Source organism: Acaryochloris marina S15 (assembly GCF_018336915.1).
GTDB classification, from domain to species: Bacteria; Cyanobacteriota; Cyanobacteriia; order Thermosynechococcales; family Thermosynechococcaceae; genus Acaryochloris; species Acaryochloris marina_A.
Genome location: NZ_CP064923.1, coordinates 4438796 through 4461194 on the forward strand (window position 1 = coordinate 4438796; position 22399 = coordinate 4461194).

The 22399-nt window shown below is 47.0% G+C and carries 24 protein-coding genes; 10 read left to right on the top strand and 14 right to left on the bottom strand.

Features of this window, described 5'->3' with window-relative positions:
• The first annotated feature begins 107 nt into the window (after nt 1-107).
• Entirely contained in the window at nt 108-1388 is a 1281-nt protein-coding gene (locus I1H34_RS20190) for an ABC transporter substrate-binding protein (RefSeq protein WP_212662751.1), read from the top strand.
• On the opposite strand, the gene I1H34_RS20195 is transcribed toward I1H34_RS20190, so the two are convergent.
• The 6 genes from I1H34_RS20195 to I1H34_RS20220 form a co-directional block, all read right to left on the bottom strand.
• Nucleotides 1370-2641, bottom strand: a complete 1272-nt coding sequence (locus I1H34_RS20195) for a bifunctional folylpolyglutamate synthase/dihydrofolate synthase (protein WP_212662752.1) — start codon at nt 2639-2641, stop codon at nt 1370-1372. The two genes, I1H34_RS20190 and I1H34_RS20195, sit on opposite strands and share 19 nt — an antisense overlap.
• A 32-nt stretch (nt 2642-2673) precedes the next feature.
• Nucleotides 2674-3141, bottom strand: coding sequence for a ferredoxin (locus I1H34_RS20200; protein WP_249370200.1), 468 nt, complete (start codon nt 3139-3141; stop codon nt 2674-2676).
• 32 nt (nt 3142-3173) lie between these two features.
• Complete coding sequence (locus I1H34_RS20205) at nt 3174-3560, bottom strand: DUF1257 domain-containing protein (protein WP_212662754.1); 387 nt, start codon at nt 3558-3560, stop codon at nt 3174-3176.
• A gap of 65 nt (nt 3561-3625) precedes the next feature.
• Complete coding sequence (locus I1H34_RS20210; RefSeq protein ID WP_212662755.1) at nt 3626-3835, bottom strand: DUF2997 domain-containing protein; 210 nt, start codon at nt 3833-3835, stop codon at nt 3626-3628.
• A gap of 500 nt (nt 3836-4335) precedes the next feature.
• A complete protein-coding gene (locus I1H34_RS20215; RefSeq protein ID WP_212662756.1) occupies nt 4336-5640 on the bottom strand; it encodes a transporter family protein in 1305 nt (434 codons plus the stop codon).
• A gap of 241 nt (nt 5641-5881) precedes the next feature.
• Nucleotides 5882-7630: an ABC transporter ATP-binding protein gene (locus I1H34_RS20220; RefSeq protein WP_212662757.1), complete on the bottom strand. Its 1749-nt coding sequence runs from the start codon at nt 7628-7630 to the stop codon at nt 5882-5884.
• 151 nt (nt 7631-7781) lie between these two features.
• Here I1H34_RS20220 and I1H34_RS20225 point away from each other — a divergent pair, with 151 nt between their 5' ends.
• Together I1H34_RS20225 and I1H34_RS20230 are read left to right on the top strand one after the other, a co-directional pair.
• Nucleotides 7782-10025, top strand: a complete 2244-nt coding sequence (locus I1H34_RS20225; RefSeq protein ID WP_212662758.1) for a PBP1A family penicillin-binding protein — start codon at nt 7782-7784, stop codon at nt 10023-10025.
• A gap of 90 nt (nt 10026-10115) precedes the next feature.
• Nucleotides 10116-10508, top strand: a complete 393-nt coding sequence (locus I1H34_RS20230) for a c-type cytochrome (RefSeq protein WP_212662759.1) — start codon at nt 10116-10118, stop codon at nt 10506-10508.
• Here I1H34_RS20230 and I1H34_RS20235 read toward each other — a convergent pair.
• Nucleotides 10505-10801, bottom strand: a complete 297-nt coding sequence (locus tag I1H34_RS20235) for a DUF3593 domain-containing protein (RefSeq protein WP_212662760.1) — start codon at nt 10799-10801, stop codon at nt 10505-10507. The genes I1H34_RS20230 and I1H34_RS20235 overlap by 4 nt on opposite strands.
• 15 nt (nt 10802-10816) lie before the next feature.
• Complete coding sequence (locus I1H34_RS20240; RefSeq protein ID WP_212662761.1) at nt 10817-11122, bottom strand: DUF2499 domain-containing protein; 306 nt, start codon at nt 11120-11122, stop codon at nt 10817-10819.
• A gap of 71 nt (nt 11123-11193) precedes the next feature.
• On the opposite strand from I1H34_RS20240, the gene csaB reads away from it, so the two are divergent.
• The 3 genes from csaB (at nt 11194) to I1H34_RS20260 (ending at nt 14642) form a co-directional block, all read left to right on the top strand.
• A complete protein-coding gene (gene csaB, locus I1H34_RS20245) occupies nt 11194-12234 on the top strand; it encodes a polysaccharide pyruvyl transferase CsaB (RefSeq protein WP_212662762.1) in 1041 nt (346 codons plus the stop codon).
• Between the two features lie 126 nt (nt 12235-12360).
• Nucleotides 12361-12627 (top strand): hypothetical protein, encoded by a 267-nt coding sequence (locus I1H34_RS20250; RefSeq protein WP_212662763.1) that lies wholly within the window; start codon nt 12361-12363, stop codon nt 12625-12627.
• An 860-nt stretch (nt 12628-13487) separates the two neighbouring features.
• A complete protein-coding gene (locus I1H34_RS20260) occupies nt 13488-14642 on the top strand; it encodes a calcium-binding protein (RefSeq protein WP_212662764.1) in 1155 nt (384 codons plus the stop codon).
• Between the two features lie 148 nt (nt 14643-14790).
• On the opposite strand, the gene I1H34_RS20265 is transcribed toward I1H34_RS20260, so the two are convergent.
• From I1H34_RS20265 to rsmA, 4 genes are all read right to left on the bottom strand, one after another.
• Nucleotides 14791-15459 (bottom strand): cysteine dioxygenase family protein, encoded by a 669-nt coding sequence (locus I1H34_RS20265; RefSeq protein WP_212662765.1) that lies wholly within the window; start codon nt 15457-15459, stop codon nt 14791-14793.
• Between the two features lie 345 nt (nt 15460-15804).
• Nucleotides 15805-16362, bottom strand: a complete 558-nt coding sequence (locus tag I1H34_RS20270) for a TerD family protein (protein WP_212662766.1) — start codon at nt 16360-16362, stop codon at nt 15805-15807.
• A gap of 143 nt (nt 16363-16505) precedes the next feature.
• Entirely contained in the window at nt 16506-17438 is a 933-nt protein-coding gene (gene ispE / locus I1H34_RS20275) for a 4-(cytidine 5'-diphospho)-2-C-methyl-D-erythritol kinase (protein ID WP_212666362.1), read from the bottom strand.
• A gap of 48 nt (nt 17439-17486) precedes the next feature.
• Nucleotides 17487-18296 (bottom strand): 16S rRNA (adenine(1518)-N(6)/adenine(1519)-N(6))-dimethyltransferase RsmA, encoded by an 810-nt coding sequence (gene rsmA, locus I1H34_RS20280; protein ID WP_212662767.1) that lies wholly within the window; start codon nt 18294-18296, stop codon nt 17487-17489.
• A gap of 1388 nt (nt 18297-19684) precedes the next feature.
• On the opposite strand from rsmA, the gene I1H34_RS20285 reads away from it, so the two are divergent.
• Together I1H34_RS20285 and I1H34_RS20290 are read left to right on the top strand one after the other, a co-directional pair.
• Nucleotides 19685-19918 (top strand): CTB family bacteriocin, encoded by a 234-nt coding sequence (locus I1H34_RS20285; RefSeq protein WP_212662768.1) that lies wholly within the window; start codon nt 19685-19687, stop codon nt 19916-19918.
• Between the two features lie 174 nt (nt 19919-20092).
• Nucleotides 20093-20425, top strand: a complete 333-nt coding sequence (locus I1H34_RS20290) for a CTB family bacteriocin (protein WP_249369431.1) — start codon at nt 20093-20095, stop codon at nt 20423-20425.
• A gap of 128 nt (nt 20426-20553) precedes the next feature.
• Here the strand turns inward: I1H34_RS20290 and I1H34_RS20295 are convergent, their stop codons facing one another.
• Nucleotides 20554-21060 (bottom strand): transposase, encoded by a 507-nt coding sequence (locus tag I1H34_RS20295; protein WP_212662769.1) that lies wholly within the window; start codon nt 21058-21060, stop codon nt 20554-20556.
• A gap of 38 nt (nt 21061-21098) precedes the next feature.
• Nucleotides 21099-21617 carry a helix-turn-helix domain-containing protein gene (locus I1H34_RS20300; protein ID WP_212662770.1) on the bottom strand — a complete coding sequence of 173 codons (519 nt, stop codon included), beginning with the start codon at nt 21615-21617 and terminating at the stop codon, nt 21099-21101.
• Between the two features lie 119 nt (nt 21618-21736).
• Here I1H34_RS20300 and I1H34_RS20305 point away from each other — a divergent pair, with 119 nt between their 5' ends.
• Together I1H34_RS20305 and I1H34_RS20310 are read left to right on the top strand one after the other, a co-directional pair.
• Nucleotides 21737-21970 (top strand): CTB family bacteriocin, encoded by a 234-nt coding sequence (locus tag I1H34_RS20305; RefSeq protein ID WP_212662771.1) that lies wholly within the window; start codon nt 21737-21739, stop codon nt 21968-21970.
• Between the two features lie 97 nt (nt 21971-22067).
• A complete protein-coding gene (locus I1H34_RS20310; protein WP_249369433.1) occupies nt 22068-22373 on the top strand; it encodes a CTB family bacteriocin in 306 nt (101 codons plus the stop codon).
• Nucleotides 22374-22399 lie beyond the last annotated feature (26 nt).

Sequence of the window (22399 nt, forward strand, 5' to 3'; positions counted from 1 at the left end):
GCTAATCCATTCTGTGTTTAGGAGATGTCGGAACAAAGTCACGAGAAAAAGATTCGGATCAGCGTAAACTGTTACTCAATATTTTCTGACAAGCGATCGCATAACCCATGATTCAACGAAAAACTTGGCAACGCTTTGGCCTATTAACCTTACTAGGGATATTCCTCAGTTGGTTGATTAGCTGTACACCAGCGCCCCAAAGTAATGGCAATACCCTGGATTTTTGGACGATGCAACTCTCGCCCAAATTTGACGCTTATTTTGAGCAGGTCATCGACCAGTTCGAAAAAGATAATCCAGATATCAAGGTGAAGTGGACGGATGTGCCCTGGGCGGCAATGCAGAGCAAAATACTCGCGGCGGTTGCAGCCAAAACCGCTCCCGATGTTGTCAATCTCAATCCTGACTTTGCCTCTCAGTTAGCAAGCAAAGGGAGTTGGTTGGATTTAGATGATGCCATCGACCAGGCCGATCGCGATCGCTATCTCTCTAATATTTGGGACGCCAGTTCCCTGAACGGTAAAACCTTTGGCATCCCCTGGTACTTAACGGCTCGGATCGCCATTTACAACAAGGCGATTTTTGACGAAGCGGGCATTTCAGAGCCCCCAAAAACCTATGCAGAATTGGCAACGGCAGCCAAGCAGATCAAAGATAAAACCGGGAAATATGCCTTCTTTGTGACCACGGTTCCTACTGATTCTGGAGAGTTGATGGAATCCTTTGTCCAAATGGGGGTCAAGTTAGTGGATCCAGCGGGTAAGGCTGCCTTTAACTCCCCGGAAGGGAAAGCCGCCTTCCAATACTGGGTTGATCTCTACAAGCAAAAGCTTATTCCACCTGCAATACTCACCGAAGGACACAAGCGAGCCGTTGATTTATATCAGTCTGGGGAAGTGGCCCTGCTGTCTTCCAGCCCTCAGTTTTTGAATAGTGTCAAAACCAATGCCCCTGACATTGCCAAAAATTCCGTTGCCGCCCCTCAAATCACGGGCTCTACGGGCAAGAAAAATGTTGCCGTCATGAACCTGATTATCCCTAAAGATACGGATAAGGCTGAAGCAGCCCTCAAATTTGCATTGTTTGTCACCAACTCTGAGAATCAGCTGACCTTTGCCAAAGAAGCCGATGTCTTGCCTTCCACCACTGAATCTCTGGCTGATCCTTATTTCAGTGAAGTGAAAGAAGGCGACGATATCTCCCAAGCTCGGGTCGTCAGTGCCCAGCAAATGGAGGATGCTGAAATCTTGGTTCCAGCCATGAAAGACATCAAAAAACTGCAGAAAATCCTGTATGAGAATCTACAGCAGGCCATGCTAGATCGCAAGTCGGTAGATCAAGCCATCGCGGATGCCGAGAAAGCCTGGAATCAAACCGTAGGGGCATAGGTCTGAAGATAGTGACCCACTAAATACAACGAACCACATAACACTTGCATAGAGGATGTCCCAGATTCAGGTCTATAGGCATCCTCTAATGCTTTTTCTAGGCTAGGGAAGCACTGACAACGCTTCAACTCAGGACAAACTGCCATAGCCAATTCTGCTAAGGCCTGGGGTTCGGCACTACTGTGACCGGGTACGGGCACAACCGATAGAGTATCGCCTGGCCTCAACAAAATTTTCAGGATATCTTGATGATCTTTGGTGGATAACATGCCCATCAGCCAATGGACCTGAGGCGGGTGCTGGCTATCTACATACTGCCGTAGCCCCTTTGCGGCTGCTACGTTATGAGCACCGTCAATCAATAATGGATGCTGTTGCCAGTTAACCCACTGCAGCCGTCCCGGCCAGCGGGTGTTAGCCATCCCTTCAATAATGGCTTCATCCGAGATCTGCCAGCCTTGGAGTTGGAGCTGTTTGAGAGTTGAGATCGCAACAGCTGCATTAATCAATTGAATCTCCCCCGGCAAGCTGAGGGGAAACCTAACTCCCTCCGATTCTGCCCAAGGCAAAGTATCAGAGATGGCATGAGGCGCTTCAATTCGCCGCGCGGGCTGAGGCCATTGCGCTGGACAATGGAGCTGTTCAATTTTGGCCTGGACCACTGCTGCAGCTTCGGGGGGGAGCGGGCCGATCACGGCGGGGCGATTAGACTTCAAAACCCCTGCTTTTTCCCCCGCAATATCAGCTAAAGTCGGACCTAAACGCTGCCAATGTTCACGGCTCAACGAGGTAATCACACTCACTAGGGGCTGATCACAAACATTTGTCGCATCTAGACGTCCCCCGAGTCCCACTTCAATCACTGCAATATCCACCTGTTCTTGGGCAAAGTACTGCCAAGCTAGGGCAGTAATGACCTCAAATTGAGTGGGGGTTGGGGATGATACAAGTGTCGCCTCCAGATCCAATAAAAGCTGTGTCAGGACTGAGGTCTTGATGGGCTGATTATTAATACAAATTCTTTCGGTCCAGTCCACCAAATGGGGAGAGGTATAGCGGCCGACTCGATACCCAGCGGCGGTTAATACAGAGGAAAGATAGGCACAAACAGATCCTTTACCATTCGTACCGGCAACATGAATGATCGGCACCTGCAGGTGTGGCTGCCCTATTCGATCTAGAAGATGCTGGATCCGCTCCAGGCCCAGATGGATACCGAACCGTTCGTAGCGATTAATCAGAGATGCAAACAATGAGGGCAGCCGAAAGAAACGAAAGGGAAGACTTAGAGCCCTGGCCCTGAATCATCAAAGGAAATGGGACGAGGTTTGCGTCCTGCCTGCTGAGGTGAAATTCGCTTAGTATAGGTCACCGGAATTTGGGAACCGAGACTATTCACCTGTTGATATTTTCGATCTTCCTCTAGCTTCTGAAGCTGAGTGTAGTCTATCCAGTGAATACAATCCACTGGGCAAGTATCAATGGCTTCTTGGACAATCTCAAACGCGTCTCCGTCCTGACGAAACACCCGAGACCGTCCATACCCCGGCTCAATATAAAACGTGTTTCGGGCGACATGGGCACAATGCCTACAGCCAATACAGGTCGGTTCGTCTACAAAAACTCCTTTTTGACGAATCACTCCGCCCAGCTCAGGTTCAAGGCCAGTGCGCTCGCTATCAGGTCGCAACCCACCCCCTAGTTCAGGTTCTAGACCCGAGCGCGAGGGGGCAGGTTGGGTAGATTGTGGCATCCCATCGGGGGCACCAGATGTTGAATCAGTCATTACGCATTCCAGCGCTGAACCACTAGACGAATCGAACCATCTTCATTATTGACTTGCTCGGCAACCTGAAAGCCTTGCTGAGCAGTTGTATTAATCACAGTGTGATAGGCATAGCGCTGAGTCACTTGATCTAGGAAGCGATCAACAGACCATGCCTGTTGCCAAAAGTCCATGTCAGCAACGAGCTCATACTCCTCGTCTTTTTTGCTGAAACCAATGTCGTAACCGTTGTCTTGTTCAATCACCAACTCGGCAGATTGAGTTTTGCCTTTATATCCTCTAATCGGCTGAGGGCCAGATTTCCAGTCTAGACCGAGGTCGTTTAATGCTGACTGTAATGCAGGCAGATTACGGATTTGAGTTTTGATTTGGCTGAAATGAGACATAGTGACTTGATTTTGTGAGTGATATGAACAATTAGGAGAGGAAACTTGAGCCTAAAATCCAGGATTTACCATTGGCTATGGCCAACTTGATTCACAGCAGTTTGCTGCAAGGTTTCGGGTTGAGTAAAAAATTCTGAAGTGGGTTGATGGGTCACCACTTTTCCAAGTTGGGCTTCGATGGCGGCAGTCACTTCTGCACAGGACGCGCCCACAATACCGGTCACCATTTCCTGCACCCGACCATCCGGGTAAATGACAAACTCAAGGGTTTCCATGCTTTATATACCACCGAAAACTAGAGGAGCTGGGCAAGATCCAATGCACTCCAGCATCGAACCTAATAAGTTGTCGTAATGAACCGTTATCAATTTAGGACAAATTATAACAAAAGTTCTTGATTGAGAGAGTAATGACTTGATTTTAGTTTCTAAGAAGACTCAAAAGGCGTCAAGTCTTGATATGTAAAATTTTGTAGAGGCAGCATGGAACCGACAGCTCAAAGGGTTAACGCTAGTTCCTGAGAACTAACATCAAACTTTTTCGCAATTGAGGCCCTGTGCTAAACCCCTTTTTTACGGATACAAGACATAGCAGTAGAGACTTAAACTGTATTTCTAGGCAAGGGAAACCGTCTCTTAGTTAAGACCGTAACGCAGGTATGCTAAGAAAGTCATTCGTTTATCCATTCTCTAATTAAGAAAGATAAAGAAATGTATTTATCTTTACAAAAGAGACACAAAACTGTTCAGCCCACTGGCCCAAGCCACCTCATCGGCTAGAACGCTTTCTGCCAGCCCAGGGTTAACACCCAATCTGTTTCCAATTGGGGGCCATCTAGGGATTGATAGACAGGCAGAGCAAATTCTACGGCCAACCGATGCCCCGCCAGGACTCCCTTATTGACTAGAAAGTTTAGGCCCAACCCCACATCCAAGCGGGTTCCTCCTCGGAGATTGGGGTTTGCAGTCGGGATAAGAGCAGGATTTAGTCGAGGATCGGCACCAGAAATATTCCCCCAGGTCGCACCATTCAACCGTATCGACGTGCTAAACCAGTTATTCCAACGGCGGGCTCCCCATCCAGTCAGGTTGAAGCGATTGCCGAGGCGATAACTATTACCATTCGTTCCTAGGCGGATGGTTCCCAATGCTTGTCCACCCCAGGACCAATCGTCTGTTTGGCCTAAATAAGTAATCCCAGGATGTAAGTCAAAGGTACCCGAACCCAGCTGCATGGGATAGGGGAGAACTTGATTCGGTCCAGCAGGGGTATCGTCTCTGCGGTTGGTCGATCCAGTCGGAAAGCTGATCCCGGCGTTGAAGTGGAGGCGCTGCCGATTCTGATCGAGAATTTTGTATAACCCCATCAACCGAATATCCCCAAAGCCATCGGATTGAGTCGTAAACCGGGTGCCCATACGGGTGACATGTTCCATGGTTTTGAACACATAGGGAGCCATCAAGCTCAGGGTGAGTTCATCCGTAGGGGCGTACATGGCTCCTAACATGTGCATATCCGTCGTCATTTCTGTGGGGGACACTCGGAACTGTTGCAGCACTTGAGCAGGCGTTAAGTCGGTCGTGCCATCTCGATTCCCTGCCATATCCATGCGCATAAAGCGGTAGGAAAACATGAATTCACCGGCTTCATGGGTGTGATCACCCATGACACCGATGGGCGCATGGCCATCTGGACGACCTGCACGCCACAGGTTATCTGAGGGTTCTGTGGGTTCTGAATCGTCATCCCTCCCAGCAGATGGTTCTTCCTCCGTTGAATCCCCCTCCAAGCGATCAGCCATTTGTAGGGGTGCTTCAACGGAGACAAGAATGTCCCAGTCCTGAGGATGATTAACCGATTTCGTTTCTAGCGCAGCTATATTCTGGAGGTCAGACTCAGCCACAACGAGTTGATCCTTAGAGGCATTGTTCCGAAGGTCAGACTCAGCAACAACGGCTTGATCCTCAGCAACCTTGAGAGAAAATAGCTCTGAAACTTCTAACAGCTTAGTTTGAGGCTGTTTTAAGTTGAGATCTTCAGCCCTGCAGGGCTCTATTCCTAAGAGAATAGCGAGGATCATTGAACTAGAAAACAGTAATGCCGGGGGAGAACACCAAAGGAAGTTGACTTTCAAAACAAATCCTATTTTTTTGCAGATAAAGATAACTCGGTATTCTCGTAAAATCCTTTTGTGGCGTCAAAAGACCAGCCGTCTTAGTTCGACAACTGGTCAAAGACAGCCGTCACTCAGGTGAAATCCATCAACATCAGTTGTGCACAGAGTCTTTAGAGAGGGTAAACCCGCCAACGCTATGACTTGATTACATCAACTGTTTGGCATACAAACTGGCATAGCGAGATGTGCCATTAGCCATCAGCTGTTGATGGGTGCCGGATTCCACAAGTTGGCCTTGTTCAACCACAAAAATGCGATCCGCGTTCAGAACGGTGGTTAGACGATGGGCAATCAGGATAATGGTGCAATGACCAGAGACCGACTTGCGGTCATCGGACATTAGATTCTCCAAGGCGGCCTGAACCAAAGCTTCAGATTCTGTATCCAAGGCAGATGTAGCCTCATCCAAAACCAAGATACGGGGATGATGAAAGACAGCTCGGGCGATCGCAATACGCTGCCGCTGTCCCCCTGAAAGGGTGGTACCTTGTTCTCCTAAATAGGTATGAAAGCCCTGGGGCAGTTTTTGGATAAATTCGCTAGCATTGGCGATGTCAGCGGCTTTCTGGACCTGGACTAGATCAAAATCAGCATGGCCATAGGCAATATTTTGGCCGATCGTACCTGAGAATAAATAGGTGTGCTGCGGCACGATACCAATATGTTGATACCAACTCTGTCGAGGGACAGTTTGCAGATCAATCCCATCAATCAGAATTTGGCCTGCCGTCGGCTGATACAGACGCAACAATAGATGAGCCAAGGTTGATTTCCCGGCACCAGATGGACCGATCAGGGCCACGGTCTCTCCGGGGCACACCTGAAAATTTAGGTTCTCTAATACAGGCTGCTGGGGGGTATAGGCAAAGGACACTTGCCGAAATTCCACTGCACCTTTAATGCGGGACAACGGCTTGGCATTCTGGGGTTCAGGGTGAGAAGGTAGCTCAAGGAGGGCCTGAATGCGATCGATGGAGGCTTGTCCCTGCTTGAATTTGTTGTAGTTTTCCGTGATCAGATTGATCGGATCAATCAGTAAAACCGCCGCAGCCACAAAGCTAATAAATTGACTGGGGGTCAGCTGCCCCAAACTGATCTGCCAGCCACCGATCAGAAAGAGTAACGAGACTGCGATCGCTTCGATAATCCCCACAATCGGATATTGAATCGCCTTGATCCGCTCGACGGCAAAGGTGGCCTGACGGCTCTGTCGAGCCACCTGCATAAATCGCTCCATTTCATAATCTTCGGCCCCATAGGCTTTCACCACTGCCATACCGCTCAGGGTCTCCGTTAGAAGACTGGCTAATGTTGCCACCTGGGTTTGGCTTCTCCGGGCAAAGGCCAGTAGGCGCTCACCAAACCAGCCAATTACCCCGCCCACCACCGGTGCTAATACCAAAGCCGCGACGGTCAAGGTCCAGTTGAGATAAATCATATAGGCCAGAACCGCCACTAGCTGAAGCACACAGGGCACAGATTGATGAAACAGCTGGTTGAGAATCTCGCCAATTCGATCAATATCTTCCGTCAAACGATAGACCAAATCACCAGTGGCGGATTGCTGGAAATAGGGCAAATTTTGCTGCTGAAGCTGGGCATAGGCGCGGCAACGGAGGTTTAAGGTGATATCAAAGGCAACTTTGGCCATCAACACATCTTGGCCATATTCAAATCCGCCTCGAATCACAAAAAACAGGCCCACTACACCGGGTAAATACAGGAGTGCCTGGAGGTTTTGATCCCCCACATACTGAGCGGCCTGACCAATTAGAAAGGCAATCATCGGCATGGACAGCACATAGACCACCGTGCAGACCAAGGCGAACGTCAATGATCGCCGATACACCCGGATATGGGGGAAAAGTGCTAAATAGGAGAAACGAGAGTTCAATACCAATTCAGTCCATCACAGCAGCATTCGGCATCCGCCCAGTAGGATAGAGAAATATCCCGCTGCCCTAAGCACAGCGTATAAGCTCACCCCCAAGACCCCCTGCACGAAGCACTATCCGAGTCATCGACCTGACGATTGAGATTTGCCCATGACATCTCCTAAACCTTCGCCGTCAAAAACCCTGTTAGGGAATGTGACGCAGGTGGTTCGTACCATTCAAGCGAAAGCAGATCTGTCAAAGCTTACCCTGAAGCGTAATGCTCGGGTGCCAGAGTTAAAAATTAATTCCGGTGAAGGGGAACCCCAAAGCTACCCCCTGATTAGCGATCGCTATATTATTGGCCGCAGTGCCCGCACCTGTGACATTGTGATTCGCAATCCCATCGTTAGCCAGGTGCATGCCTCAATCCAGCGGGATGGTAAGCGCCGCACCTTTTTGATTCGGGATGAGCAATCCACCAACGGCATCTTCCGCCGCAAACGTCGGGTGGACTCCCATGCGTTGCGCCACAAAGATGTCTTGACCCTGGGACCTGCGGCTCTCGAAGCTGCAGTAAGTGTCGAATATATTGATCCGCCGCCCTGGTACGTGCGAGGGATGCGCTATCTGCTCTATGGCACCGCAGGAGTCGTGGGTTTAACCCTACTCGTAGTCGCTGCAGAATGGCAGAAGTTTACCGTTCGCCCATTACCCACCACCAACCAAGGCCCCATTGTCGTTCTATCCCGAGACCAAACCCCGTTAGCACGACGTCGGGACACGGTCCATGGTGAGCTAAAAAGTCTGGATGACTTTTCTCCCTATATTAGGGATGCCTTGTTGGCCTCAGAAGATAGTCGGTTCTACTGGCATATGGGCGTCGACCCCATTGGCATTGTTCGAGCAGTGATTACCAACATCTCCGGGGGCAGCGTCAGAGAAGGGGCAAGTACGATTACCCAACAGCTCTCTCGCAGCGTTTTTCGTAGCTATGTGGGCAGTGAGGATACCCTAGATCGGAAGTTCCGAGAAGCCGTCGTTGCTCTGAAATTAGAGACCTACTACAGTAAAGACTTTTTGTTACTGACCTATTTGAATAAGGTCTATTTAGGCATCTATGCCAATGGATTCGAAGATGCGGCTCGCTTTTACTTTGATAAACCCGCCAAAGACTTGAGCATTGCTGAATCCGCTACCCTTGTGGGCATTTTGCCTGCCCCCAATGCTTTTAACCCCGTTCAGGACTACAACGCGGCCCTGGAATTCCGTAATCGAGTCATTACTCGCATGGCTCAGCAAGGTCGGATTAGCCAAACAGAAGCCGATCGGGCACGCCGCTCCCGCATTGAGATTAGTCCCAATGCTCGGGAAGAGCTGCAAAGCGTTAAGGCTCCCTATTACTACAGCTATGTCTTTGATGAGTTAGAGGAATTGTTAGGGGCCAGTCTGGCCCAAGAAGGCAATTTTATTATCACCACTAATTTAGATCTGGCAGTGCAAAATACGGCCGAACAAACCCTATCCAATGCCATCGCCACCTCTGGATCAACCTTTGGCTATTCCCAAGGGGCCTTACTCACCGTGGATTATGAAGCGGGAGAAATTATTGCGTTGGTGGGGGGCGCAGACTATAGCAAAAGTCAGTTCAATCGAGTCACTCAAGCCCAGCGTCAACCGGGTTCGACCTTTAAGCTGTTTGGCTATACGGCAGCCGTGGATGCCAATATTTCCCCCAACAAAACCTATTCCTGTTCTCCGTTTGCATGGCAGGGGCAAACCTTTACCGGCTGCCAGAATGGGGGGAGCGGCAACATTGACATGTTTCGGGGATTTGCCCTGTCTGAAAATGTGGTGGCTTTACGGGTTGCCCAAGATGTCGGCATTCCCAGAGTGATTCAAACCGCTCGCCAACTGGGAATTTCTTCTCCCTTACAAGCTGTTCCAGCCCTGGTCTTGGGGCAAAGTGAAGTAACGCCCTTAGAGCTAACACGGGCTTTTGCCGTTGTGGCCAACCGTGGCCGACGCCATACGCCCCGCGCCATTCGGCAGGTGCTCGATGCCGGAGACTGCAAAGATTCCCGTTCTATTTCCACCTGCCGGGTGATCTATGAGGCTACCCAAAATGCCAGTACCCAGGTCTTAGATCCAGGGGTTGCCGTCGTTATGCAAGACATGATGCGTCAAGTGGTGCAATCGGGGACCGGCAGCGGTGCTGGGATTGCCTCGGGAGCTGCGGGTAAAACAGGCACCACTAACCTTGGCCGAGATTTATGGTTTGTGGGTTACGTGCCTCGCCGCAATTTATTGACGGGGATTTGGCTCGGCAATGATGACAATAGTCCCACTTCAGGGAGTAGTGCCCAAGCTGCTGCTGTCTGGGGAGATTACATGCGGCAAATCATCAATCAATGACAGGGCATAATGATGAAGGTTGTATTAAGATATATTATATATTCTTACAAAAAACCTTAAGGTTAAGTTGTAATCCCTTATGTATCACCTTTGGAAGATCCGGCACTAACATCAGATCAAACCTTAAATCCTGACCTCAATCTGCAAAAAGCATTATTGATGGTCCTTGGATGGTTGCTAGTGATCGCAGTGATTATTGTCGCTGTCCATCAGATGCGTTTGTCTGATCCTTATGTGCGAGATGTGTTGCACCAGGAAGGTAAGGTTTCTCAAGGCAATGCTATTTTCCAGCTCAATTGTTCTGGCTGTCATGGCACATCAGGAGATGGCAAGGTAGGTCCCAGCCTGCGCCGTGTCGCTACTCACCGGTCTCAGGTGGGTTTGATTTATCAAGTCACTAGCGGTAAAACACCACCGATGCCAAAGTTCAAAGCAAATCCCCAAGAGATGGCCGATCTGCTGGAATATTTGAAAACCCTTTAATCTGATTCCTGTTGGACTTGCACAATGGCCTGACGGAACCCCAGCACAATCACAATATTAGATAGGGTCAGAAAGACTTCTGCTGAACCATGAAGCCAGTCGAGATTGGCTAAGGAAACGTCATAGACTTTGAGGGCATAGATGCCAGCAGGGGCGGTGACCGCAATAAACAACAAGGTTAAGTAAAACCCAATTAGAGCCAGTCGGGGCGCTTGGCCAGATCGGGTCAAAAACCACAGAAACCCTAGGTAGGGGATAAGGGAAACTGCAAACAGCGCGTCTTTAAGAGCCATAGTTCATCTATTAGGTTAAGCATCGTTAGGCTGGCGTTGAGACCAAAGCAGGGCAGCAGCACCACAGAGAGCAATATTGCCAAGGACGGTCATAGACGCTTGTAAGGTCACGAGCCATTCCAGTTCGGCAGGATTATCGAAGAAATGCCAAGTACAGGCACACATGGCCCCCACCAAGGCGGGCAGCATGGCCAAGGAAAACCACCGCCATGCCGGATTTTGGCTGACTTCGCTATAGGTCCAAATCAGCCAAATGGCCATAATCCACTCGATCACGCTGGAGACGTGAATAATCCAAGTGGGAATTGAGAGGGCGTGCATAAACCATTCATGAATAAGTGGCTGTCTACGATAATCTTACAGAAGATTGGATTGGGAGAGGTCTGAAACCGATGCGAGCAATTTTAAGTGGCTACTATGGTTTCGGCAATGGCGGTGATGAAGCTTTGCTGGCGACCCTGCTGCAAATGCTGCCGGAGGAGGTGTCGCCTTTAGTTTTGTCTTCTAATCCCAAGCAAACAGCACGGCAATATCAGGTTGAGACTTGCGATCGCAACAATTCCATCCGCGTATTGCAAGCCATGCAACAATCCCAAGCCTTTATATGGGGCGGCGGCAGCCTGATTCAAGATGCAACCAGTGCCCTCAGTCCGGTCTACTATATTGGCCTGATGGGATTGGCCCAAGGACTAGGCTTAAAGACCATTGCCTGGGCTCAGGGCATTGGTCCTCTGAAGCGCAAAAGCACTCAAATCCTTGCTCGTCGGGCGTTTCGCAACTGCTCAGCGGTGAGTGTTCGCGATCCAGCTTCAGCAAAATATATCGAAGATTGGGGCATTCCCTACCAAATAGCTCCCGATCCAGTCTGGAATTTAACGGCAAAATCGGTGGGCTGGGTGGATAAGCTGCCGTCGCCGAAGGTGGCATTGGTGTTAAGGTCGCATCCCCAACTCACCCCCAATCGCTTACAAAAGCTCACCACAGCTCTACTTAAATTCCAGGCCCAAACCGAAGCCCATATCCTGATCATTCCCTTTCAAGCTACGCAGGATCTAGAGATTGCTCAATCGATTCATGACAGAATTTCAAACCATAGTTCGCTGATTCGTCTGACCAATCCCAGCGACCTTAAAGGGGTCTTCCAAACCGTCGATATGACCATTGCCATGCGCCTGCATGGACTGATTATGGCCGCGGCCGAAGGCAATCGCTGTTTTGCCCTCAGCTATGACCCTAAGGTTCGCCAATTTATGCAGGCGCAACATTGTCCCGGCTGGAACTTGGATCAAATCCCCGATGACCCTGAGGTGATTTGCAAAAACTGGCTAGAGCATTTCCAAAAAGGAGAGGGATTGTCGAGGAATGAGATTGTAAATTGCACTCAACAAGCTCTCATGCACCAACAGGTATTGCACAAAACTCTCCTTGCATGACGGAAATAACTATCCTCACGATCAGTTCCCGTCACATGCCTGTCCGCTATCCAAAGACTTTCTGGGTCTTATCATCTATTTCCTGTTAATGCACCTATAAATATATGGGTTACGACAAAAATGACGATGACTTCTAACGAAGCATATCAAGAAGCCCAGCAACGGATTGCAGAAGCCAAAAGGACAGCGGCATCTGTTCTAAACCTGAGTAATTTAAAACTGACGGAGGTCCCCAAGAAACTCGGACAACTCGCCAATCTGAAGGAACTTTATCTCTCCCAAAATCAACTGACGGAGGTCCCCAAAGAACTCGGACAACTCGCCAATCTGAAATCTCAATTCAACCAAATCAACTCCAGGCTATTTTCACTGATTATTGGCATGTCACTCTGAAATTCTGACTCATTGTCGAACCTCTATCGACACATCAGGAAAAGCAGGGTAAACACTTTCATCACTGACAGCTGTTTGAGTCGCATCATCGCCACTTCGTAAGTCTCGAAACACTGTTATCTGTCTTCTAGCGACATCAATGACCCGATATTCACAAATACCTGCTGCAGCATAGAGTTGTCTGGCCTATCCCAAAGCACAGAATAAAGTATTCAGTCTAGATTGAACTCAAATTTTTAGTGCTTTTGTACTGCAATTCTTTATGTGATGGCTTCAACAAAATCTTTAAAAGACTTCTTAGAATATATATTCTTTTTGCAGGCGGAATTATAACTGATACTTGTCATTCATAGAGCTTAAACGTCGATTTTTTGGAGCCAAAAAAACGATCAACAGTCTTGGCGAGACTATAAATACTGATGACCACAATATAGTTCCAACATGCACAACATATCTTGACACGAGCATCATCATATGTTTTTTCGCAGAAAAGTAATTTTTTAGAGATTATTTAAAAGTCGCGGAATTTACCTCCTACATAAAGGCTACAGGAATTACAGCTATAAATTCAATCGCTAAAAAATCTGCAATTCAAATCTCTCTTGTTTTGATATTTACTTCAGACGACAAAATGATTTATCTGTTTAGTCTTGCAAACTATGTCTTGGCACTCATGAAATAAAAATAGACTCATTTCATCACCAATTTTTCACATTCTTAACGTAGTATTAAATTCGCTTACATTTACCTCTGATGTAAAGCAGTTGACCTTATTCCAGAAATGAGTTAATAGCAGTTTTTGTTACTCAACTGGCTAACATCGACATCTAACAATATTGCTAGGGATTTGGACCAAAAATATGCCCATTCACATTCAAGACACTTTCAATGGAACTGCAAGTAGCGAAGAAGTCATCGGTAGTGCCGGCAATGACAAGATATTAGGGGGAGGTGGCAACGATACACTTTGGGGAGCTGCGGGTAACAATACGCTCTTTGGTGGTAATGGCAACGACTACCTAGGCGATCAAGGCGGAAATAGCCTGCTCTGGGGAGGCAATGGCAATGATGAGTTGTTTGGAGATGGGGGTAACGACACCTTACATGGCGGCAGTGGCAACGACACTGTTCTAGGTGGCAATGGCAACGATATCCTGTACGCAAATTTTGGCTCAGATATGCTCAGAGGCGGAAATGGCCTCGATACAATTTACGGTGCAAATGGCAACGACACCCTAGTCGGTGACGGTGGTGCCGATGTTTTGTATGGCCGTGCTGGCAACGACGTTTTCGTTGGTGGCAATGAATCCGGCAAAGGTGATCGGCTCTATGGACAGTCTGGGAATGACACCATGAGTGGATGCAGGGGAGATGACTCTCTATATGGTGGCTATGGCAACGATTCTCTCAAAGGCGGTCGAGATAATGATCTATTAGATGGTGGCCATGGGCAGGATTACCTCCTTGGCGGTTTTGGCAATGACATCATCAGAGGCTCTTTTGGCAATGACACTGTAGTGGGGGGAAATGAAGCAGGTGGAGATACGCTATATGGCGATCAAGGAAATGATTCGCTGTTAGCGTGTGAAGGGGATGATCACCTATTCGGAGGAACAGGTAATGATTCTATCAAAGGAGGCGGTGGGGATAACCTGATCATGGGTAATCAAGGCAATGACACTCTGCAGGGTGGCTATGGCAACGATATCTTCCGATTTGAATCTGCTGCAGATGGTAGCGATATCATTCTGGATTACAAGACTGCGGAGGATCAAATTGAAGTTGACGGCAGTAACTTTGGGCTGGCTAAAGGCATACTATCTGCAGATGCATTTGTCTTAGGGGCGAGAGCCCAAGACAGTGGTGATCGGTTTATCTATAACCAAAGTTCAGGTCAGCTATTCTTCGACGCTGATGGGAGTGGTGGTCAAAGCCAAACCCTTCTAGCCACCTTGTCCAATCCTTCTTGGTCCAATCGTTCAGGATTCTCCAATAGCGAAATTTCTGTGATTTAACAAGACCCTGTCATATTTGCCAAATTGTTTATCGGCAAATATTCCTTACTCATCATGAGCAAAAAGCAAGCCCATCTGCCCAGTCTTAGTCAATCTGGGCAGATGGGCTTGCTTTTTGCTTGGATTTTGTAGAAACATTCATCAAGATCTAGTGATTTTGCTGGGTGTTCTTATCTGTATCAAAGATATAGCGATGCCTTAGATCCGCTGCACCATAGACATTAAAGGTGTAGGTTGGTTTTTGGGCATTAGCTGAGCTGAGAGAACAGATATTATGAATGGCATCTGGCATCATTCCCAAAATATCTCCTGGCTTTAAAACACACTGACTTGCGGGGAGAAGATGAGCAAAGTTGGCTTGCTGACCATCATCTTGTCGACACCAAAATTGATTTTTTTCCTGGCCACAGGTGCTATCTCCTAACAAGGCAATGACACTCCAAGCAGCATGATTATGAACAGGAGACTGGAGGCCAGGGCTCCAGGCAACAATTTTGACAGTAAAGGGATAACCGGGTTCCCGATATAGTCTTTGGGTGGATATCCCGGACTCAGGGTCAGGATGCGGACAAGCTTGGTAGATCCAGAGAGACTGAGTGATTAAGCGGTGAACCAGGATAGTGGCAATGCGGACACGATCGCGATCATCTGCGACAGATGCCACCATATCTTCTAGATCGCACAGAAAACGACAAAATCGATAGGGATGACGTTCAGGAAAAAGGTCTAAGCCTGACGTTGGCAGCTGCATTGGGGTGCATTCTCCTTGGGCACCAACTTCTAGTCGATTGAAGCGAGGTGGATTAGCAGACGTCATGGATTTCCCATCTATCAAAGCGGATCTAGCATACTGTATCGCTATCTGTCCCAGTCTTTACACCCCACGACTTTAGAGAGAACAGATCCCAATCCCTGGGGTGGCCACTTCTGCAATCCATGATTTTTGACAGAAATCTGTCCGCAAGCGATCAGGGACTATCCCTAAAGATCAGTTTTTTTCCAGGGGTCGTCAAAAATACCGCAGAGAATTCTTTTGGGTGCATCACAATTAAATCCCAAATCAGAAAACCCAAATCATCAGACTATCTCAACCCAGCTCTTAGACTAATCTGAGAACAGTCGCGGCTAGAGTTAGCCAGCAAGCCAGCCCTGATCATGCAATTTAATCGGCAAGATGCTGATTCAGCAGCTCATTACGATTTTTCTGTGGGGCAGCTGCCAAACAAGGAACGATTTGCCATTGAGTATCCACGCGTTCCAGAGATGCAACTAACAGCATCGTCACGCCCTGCCACTGAGCATTAGATAAGGAACACTGCAACAACACCCCTTGGTTGGCATCATCCAATAGTCGCCAAAATGCATTCTTTGCCTGACTAAAATCTTGCTTCTGCGCTTCCCCACAATCAATAGAGACCACAAACAAAAGCTTGATGATATCTGCCGGTAACGTCAACAAATGGATTAATAGCTGTTCATCATCCCCCTCACCTTCACCCGTCAGATTGTCATTGAGCAGCTTAATCGCCCTAGATGGATGGCGGCGATGCCCCGCATAAATCATGCCCTCTTTCCCTTCCACCAATTTCCCATCCGCTCCAAGAGCCAAGACCGCCATATCTAGATCTAGGGCTGTTTTGGTTTGAATATCCCAGCCGAGACCACAGCGGAGTTGAGCAACATGCTTGGGCAAAGATTGAGGTGCAGGATCAGGAGTCATACCGCAGAGTAATGTGGATGTACTCTACACAATATCAAGATCAGGGGCAGAGATTGATCAGCCGTTTATAGACCTCAACGCAACAAAAACAAAGACCATCGCCAACATGAGGTCTCCGCTGCTGTCCGATCACGCTTTCAGCCTTAAGACAGCACCTGAATGCCACTACTACAAAATTTAGTCACTAGAATTTCTAAATCTGGATCAGGCAGAGCCGTTTGTAACTGTGTCGCCATCAACTCCGCATTAGATCTCGACTCTGCCAACCCAAATACCGTTGGCCCAGACCCCGACATCATCGTTCCCAACGCCCCAAAGGATTGCAGTAAATCTCGAATTTCTTGCACCTGGGGATATTCCGGCAAGACCACTTTTTCCAAATCGTTATACAGATGTTGAGGCACTTCCAGAGAATCGCGATGGGTAATCGCTGCCATTAACTCCACTGAATGTCCTTCACGCCGCCGCCGTTCCAGGGCTTCTGGATCACGGGCATAGGATTCACTAAATTGTTGACGATAGGTTTTGTAGGCCCAAGGGGTGGCAACGGACAAGCTCCGATACTTTGCCAACACCCCATAAAGCTGATCCAAGTCGGGAAGGGGCGTGAGTTCTTCCCCGCGTCCCAAGGCCAAGGCCGTTCCCCCCGACACACAAAAGGGAATATCAGACCCTAACTTAGCCGCATAGGTATGGAGTTCAGCTTGGGTTAACCCCAAATTCCACATCAAATCCAAGCCCACCAACACTGCTGCCGCATCCGCAGAGCCCCCTGCCAACCCCGCGCCAATGGGAATTTTTTTATCAATCGTAATCGCGACGCCACCTTTGCCTGGATACTGCTCCTGCATCAAGCGAGCGGCTCGATGGGCTAGGTTCGTCTCATCACAGGGCACCTGGGGATGATTGCAGTGCAATTGAATCCGATCGCCACCGAGGGGCTGTAACTCTACAATGTCCGCCAAGCTAATGCTCTGCAGCACCATTACCAACTCATGGAACCCGTCGGGTCGATCGCCAATAATTTCTAACAGCAGGTTGATCTTGGCAGGCGCTTTCAGCGTATAAGCATGCATCATAAGTTAGCGGACAGATTGACCGGTGCATTCAACACTCTACCTCGTCTATACCTGGCTTGGATGCACCGCATCACTTAAAGCAATCCACTGGGCTACACTCAGTTCCTCGGCACGAGCCTGGAGACTGATATTGAGGGTATTCAAGCAATCCGATAGCTGGTCTCGATCCACTAATGCCTTGAGGTTATTCCGTAGCATCTTCCGACGACTGCCAAATCCCACCTTCAATAAGGTTGAAAGCCATTGCGGGTTTTGGGCAGGTTGGGGATAGGGACGAGGGGTCAGCCGCACCACTGCCGACTCGACTTTAGGGGCGGGTTTAAAGGCAGAGGCGGGAACTGGACAAATCAATTCACAATGGGCGAGATATTGCGACCTAACCGATAATCCGTTAAAGGTCTTCGAACCCGGTTCGGCCACCAACCGATCCGCCACCTCTTTCTGGACGAGCAACACGACCGTTTCATAAATCGGTTGTGCTGGCTCATCAATACGTCCCAGGACCTTACTGAGAATCGGGCTCGTGATGTTGTAGGGAATATTGGCAACGATTTTATTGGGTTGCGCATCTGCTAGCTCTGCAGCAACATCTATGTTCAGAAAGTCCTGCTCTAATAACGTGAAATTGTCCTGGTCCTTGAAGGTATAGCGGAGAGATTTGCATAAGTCCCGATCCAACTCAACCGAAACAACAGACTGGGCTTGAGCCAGAAGTTCTCGGGTTAAGACACCTCTGCCCGGTCCTATTTCAAGGATGCGATCGCACTCCTGTATATTGGCTGCAACAATAATTTCACGGAGCACAGCTTGGCTTTTCAACCAATGCTGAGCAAAACGTTTACGGGGCCTAGGCATTGTAGAGTTACCGAAACACCCTCATATTAGCCTGTGACTCAACCTTCACCCCATACATTCTTAATCTTTTCATAATAAACTCCTCAAATCACCCAGGCGTCTAGTAACAAACACTTAATTATTCCTGCAAAATGTATTTAAGAATACATTCTTGTGATTAGGATCACTTATCCAGATGATGTGGATCAGTAATGTACTTGCAGGTGATAGATTCTGTGTTTTTCCAACTCAACTTATTGATTCAATAGTTGAGTCATAAAGTTTGTCGTAGCATATGCCCTTAAAAGGGCAATAACACGACAACAGTTTAGTATTGGTCACTACACTCACTTTCAATAATGAACAAAAGAATATTATTCCCAAACCAGGGATACTGTAAGTTGTACAGCACAGTTTTTGTCGTCAGGATTAACTAGCTTCACTAATAATCCTCAAACAATATCTTCTACGCTGCACAAACTGAATTCATAATTCCATAAAGAAGTGACTATAAAATCTTAGCCAGGAAGTTTTCTATGTTCGTGAATGAGTAGAGACATCTCTCTCTTTCTAAGAAAATGCCAAAAACTTTCCTCAATAGATTCAGAAAACTCATGTTCAAATTTTTGGAACGAGTTAAAGTCTATCCTTACTGAAGGCATCTTCAGTGATAAGTTCGCATATTGAAGATAGTCCTCTCTCCAAAAAAGTAGATTTAAGGTTCTAAAGCAGCTTCTTTTAATGCTAAATACCTGCATGCATAGACTCTAAACAGATGCAGCCGAGTCTTTGTCTACTATGAACCTGAGAGCTATCAAGCTTTTACAAGTCGCTTCTGACGAGTACATTCAAATATCAGTGCCATACTTAATTGATAAACTAGAGCTCAAAAAAATAGACACAAAGAAAATATTTAGAAGGAAAAGCATAGAATATTCAGATGTGTATCATCAATCCATATAATTTCTGTGGGATAAAACTATCTATCAGGCAAAAACTTTAGTGCAACTACTTTTCTCAATACAATGTGATATCAAACAAGTGAACTAGCATATTAACAATACAATTCTTATTCTTGAGTCAAGCTCAGGAAGCCCAAGGTTTTATTTTACATTTTAGAACCTTGGGCTTTTATATATATCCCTCTAATCTCCACTCAATAAACTTTCACAAAAAAGCATCTATATACCATTATTAGGTAACTTGATTTATTTAATATTTTTTCAAAAAAAAAAGCTTGACTTAGAATAATCACTACGGTATTAATGTAATAGACAATCAAAAGTATTCATCGGGAGCAAAATCGAATACTTCTGAAAAACCTAAACAAGCAAACTTAATTTTCAATTAAAAAATCAAGTTTGTTCCATATAAACGATTAAATACCTTAGTGCAAGTGAGGTCATATTATGTCTGAATTATTTACTGAATTGTCTGATCAGCAGCAAGAACTTGTTGCTGGTGGTTCAGTGACGCTACTCAACGTCAATGCCACAAATTTCTACTCCAATACTGAAATCCTTGGGGCTGCTGGGGCTGCTGGCTCTACTCCAGGTGGATCAGTGGCTGTTGGTGAAATTGCTGGTGCGAACCAAGAAATTTATACCAATGCTCTTGGTGTTCAATTTGGTAATGTTACTTAGGAAAAGGCTAACGCTAACCTAATCATTACCAACATTCAGTTGTATTGAGAACAACCAAGAGCTGATCTTAATTGTGAACCTAGTACTCCACCACATAGAAGATGGTAGGTTCCCAAAAGCTAAGATTCATTTTTAATCAAGGGTTTTGCTTTCAGTAACTCTGCCACAATCCCTATGGCACAGTACCCGGATATTCACATTCATGTTGAGTCTGGCTTTTGGTTATTTCCAAGCTATATTCACGTTCATTTATTAGTGCAAGTGAGATCTATCATGTCTGAATTATTTACTGAACTGTCTGATCAACAGCAAGAGATTGTCGCTGGTGGATCAGTCACACTACTCAACGTCAATGCCACAAATTTCTACTCCAATACTGAAATCCTTGGTGCTGCTGGGGCTGCTGGCTCCACACCAGGTGGATCAGTTGCTGTTGGCGAAATTGCTGGTGCGAACCAAGAAATTGACACTAAAGCGCTTAGTGTTCAATTCGGTAATGTTGCTTAGGCATCGTTTTGCCCTAACAACATAATCCTATTTTGCAAGACTACTGAAAGTAGGTATAACCCATACAAACAAACTAGCGAACATTATTTTTCTAGTTTGAATATAAGCTTCTCATACCAATTTGCGTTTTAAATCGTAATTCTCATATGAGGAAAATTGGTCATAGAAGTCAGCCTATCGGGTAAATCCATGAGTTCTTTGAGTCCCTTGCACAAGGTATCGGATACCTCATCTAAAGAATCAAAAACCTGATTGTAGAAGTGCTTTTCTTTCACCTCCTCCCAGATATGCTCTACAGCATTGAGTTGTGGACTTCGAGGAGGCTGAACAATCAAGCGTATATTGTCTGGAATGACGAGCTTCTTTCCGGTGTGGTAAGACGCTCCATCGACCTGCATCACCACAAAATAGTCTGAAAATTCATCCGCCACTTGTGCTAGGAATAAGTTCATCATCTGAGTATTGGAAAAGGGTAAGACTAAAGCACTCATCTTTCCTAACGCAGGAGCAACAGCAACATAGCCATAGAGATATTCACGGACAAGCTGCTGCCCACTTTCGGGTCGAATTCCAGGAGCACACCAAGCTCTTCTTACTTGCCCTAGACGACCAAAGCGCCCTTCGTCTGCTGCCATGATCACAATGGGACGTTGGTCTTCAGCTGAGCGATCTGCTACAGCGGTTTGGACCAGCCCCCGAAAGTTTTTTTAAAAGCCTCTCGTGCCGCTTTGTTTCCATTGGGATGGGACGGACGAGGCATGAGTTTGCGCCATCCGTGTCGGTCTAGCAAACGATAGATAGTACTGGGTGCCACTGACGTCTCCACTTTAGTCTCAAAGGCCGTTTGGATCTCTTGAACCGTTGTTAAATGACCTTGTTGAGCACGTTCAATAAACGATTCTAAAAATTCAATCTCTTCTTCGATACTCAGATAAGCACCGGGATTCTTCTTCCGTTTAGCCCTAGGAGCAATTGCTGCTGCTCCTAGGCGATTGTAAGCGGAAATCACCTGATGGACCGTTCGAAGACTAGTAGCAGTATGCGTGGCTATTTCGATAGCTGGGCGAGGATCTACCAGGGCGTTATAAATAATCATCCATTTTTGCTGACAGCGGGCAGTCGGAGCCGTAGCAATTTTGTCTTTCACCTCATCCACTGTTAGATGCGGTTTAACTGTACTAACTCGACTCATATACTTATGGAATGAACATAGGATTAGATCCTATCTAAATTACATCCCAAAACACAAATTGGTATCAGTAGTACTTGCACCCTATTCCAAAATCTCTTAATTGCAAGTGAGGTCACATCATGTCTGAATTATTTACTGAATTATCTGATCAACAGCAAGAAATCGTTGCTGGTGGTTCAATCACATTGATCAACGCCAATCTAACTAGCTTCAACTCCAATACTGAAGTCCTTGGAGCTGCAGGTGGCGCTGCTTCTGGCCCTGGTGGATCTGCAGCGGTTGGTGAAATTGCTGGTGCGAACCAAGAACTTCATACCACTGCCATTAACTTTCAGTTTGGCAACGTACTATAGTCATCCATTTGACTGAGTTTTAGGTTTCAATACCACACGAATAGGGCTGTATAAATTGCATGAATTCTTTGAGTGAACACCTTTTATCAAGTTCATTATGGAATCACAATTTTATCCAGCCCTATTCCAGTTTTTCCCAACGTTCAAATCACTCATTATGCCTGGTAAATCTTCTGAGTTATTTATAGAGCTATCTGAAAACGAGCAGGAAATTGTTGCAGGTGGGACAACAACATTGTTCAACCTAAATCAAACAGCCTTCTTCTCTCAGTTAAATCTCTATCAAGCGAGTGGCATAGCTACTGCTGGCCCCAACGGTGCTAGCGCATCTGGGTCAATCACTAGAACCAACCAAACCATAAACACTAGTGCGCTCAACTTTGCCTTCGGTCAAGTTGATTAATACAAAAAATCGGGAAGGCAGGTATC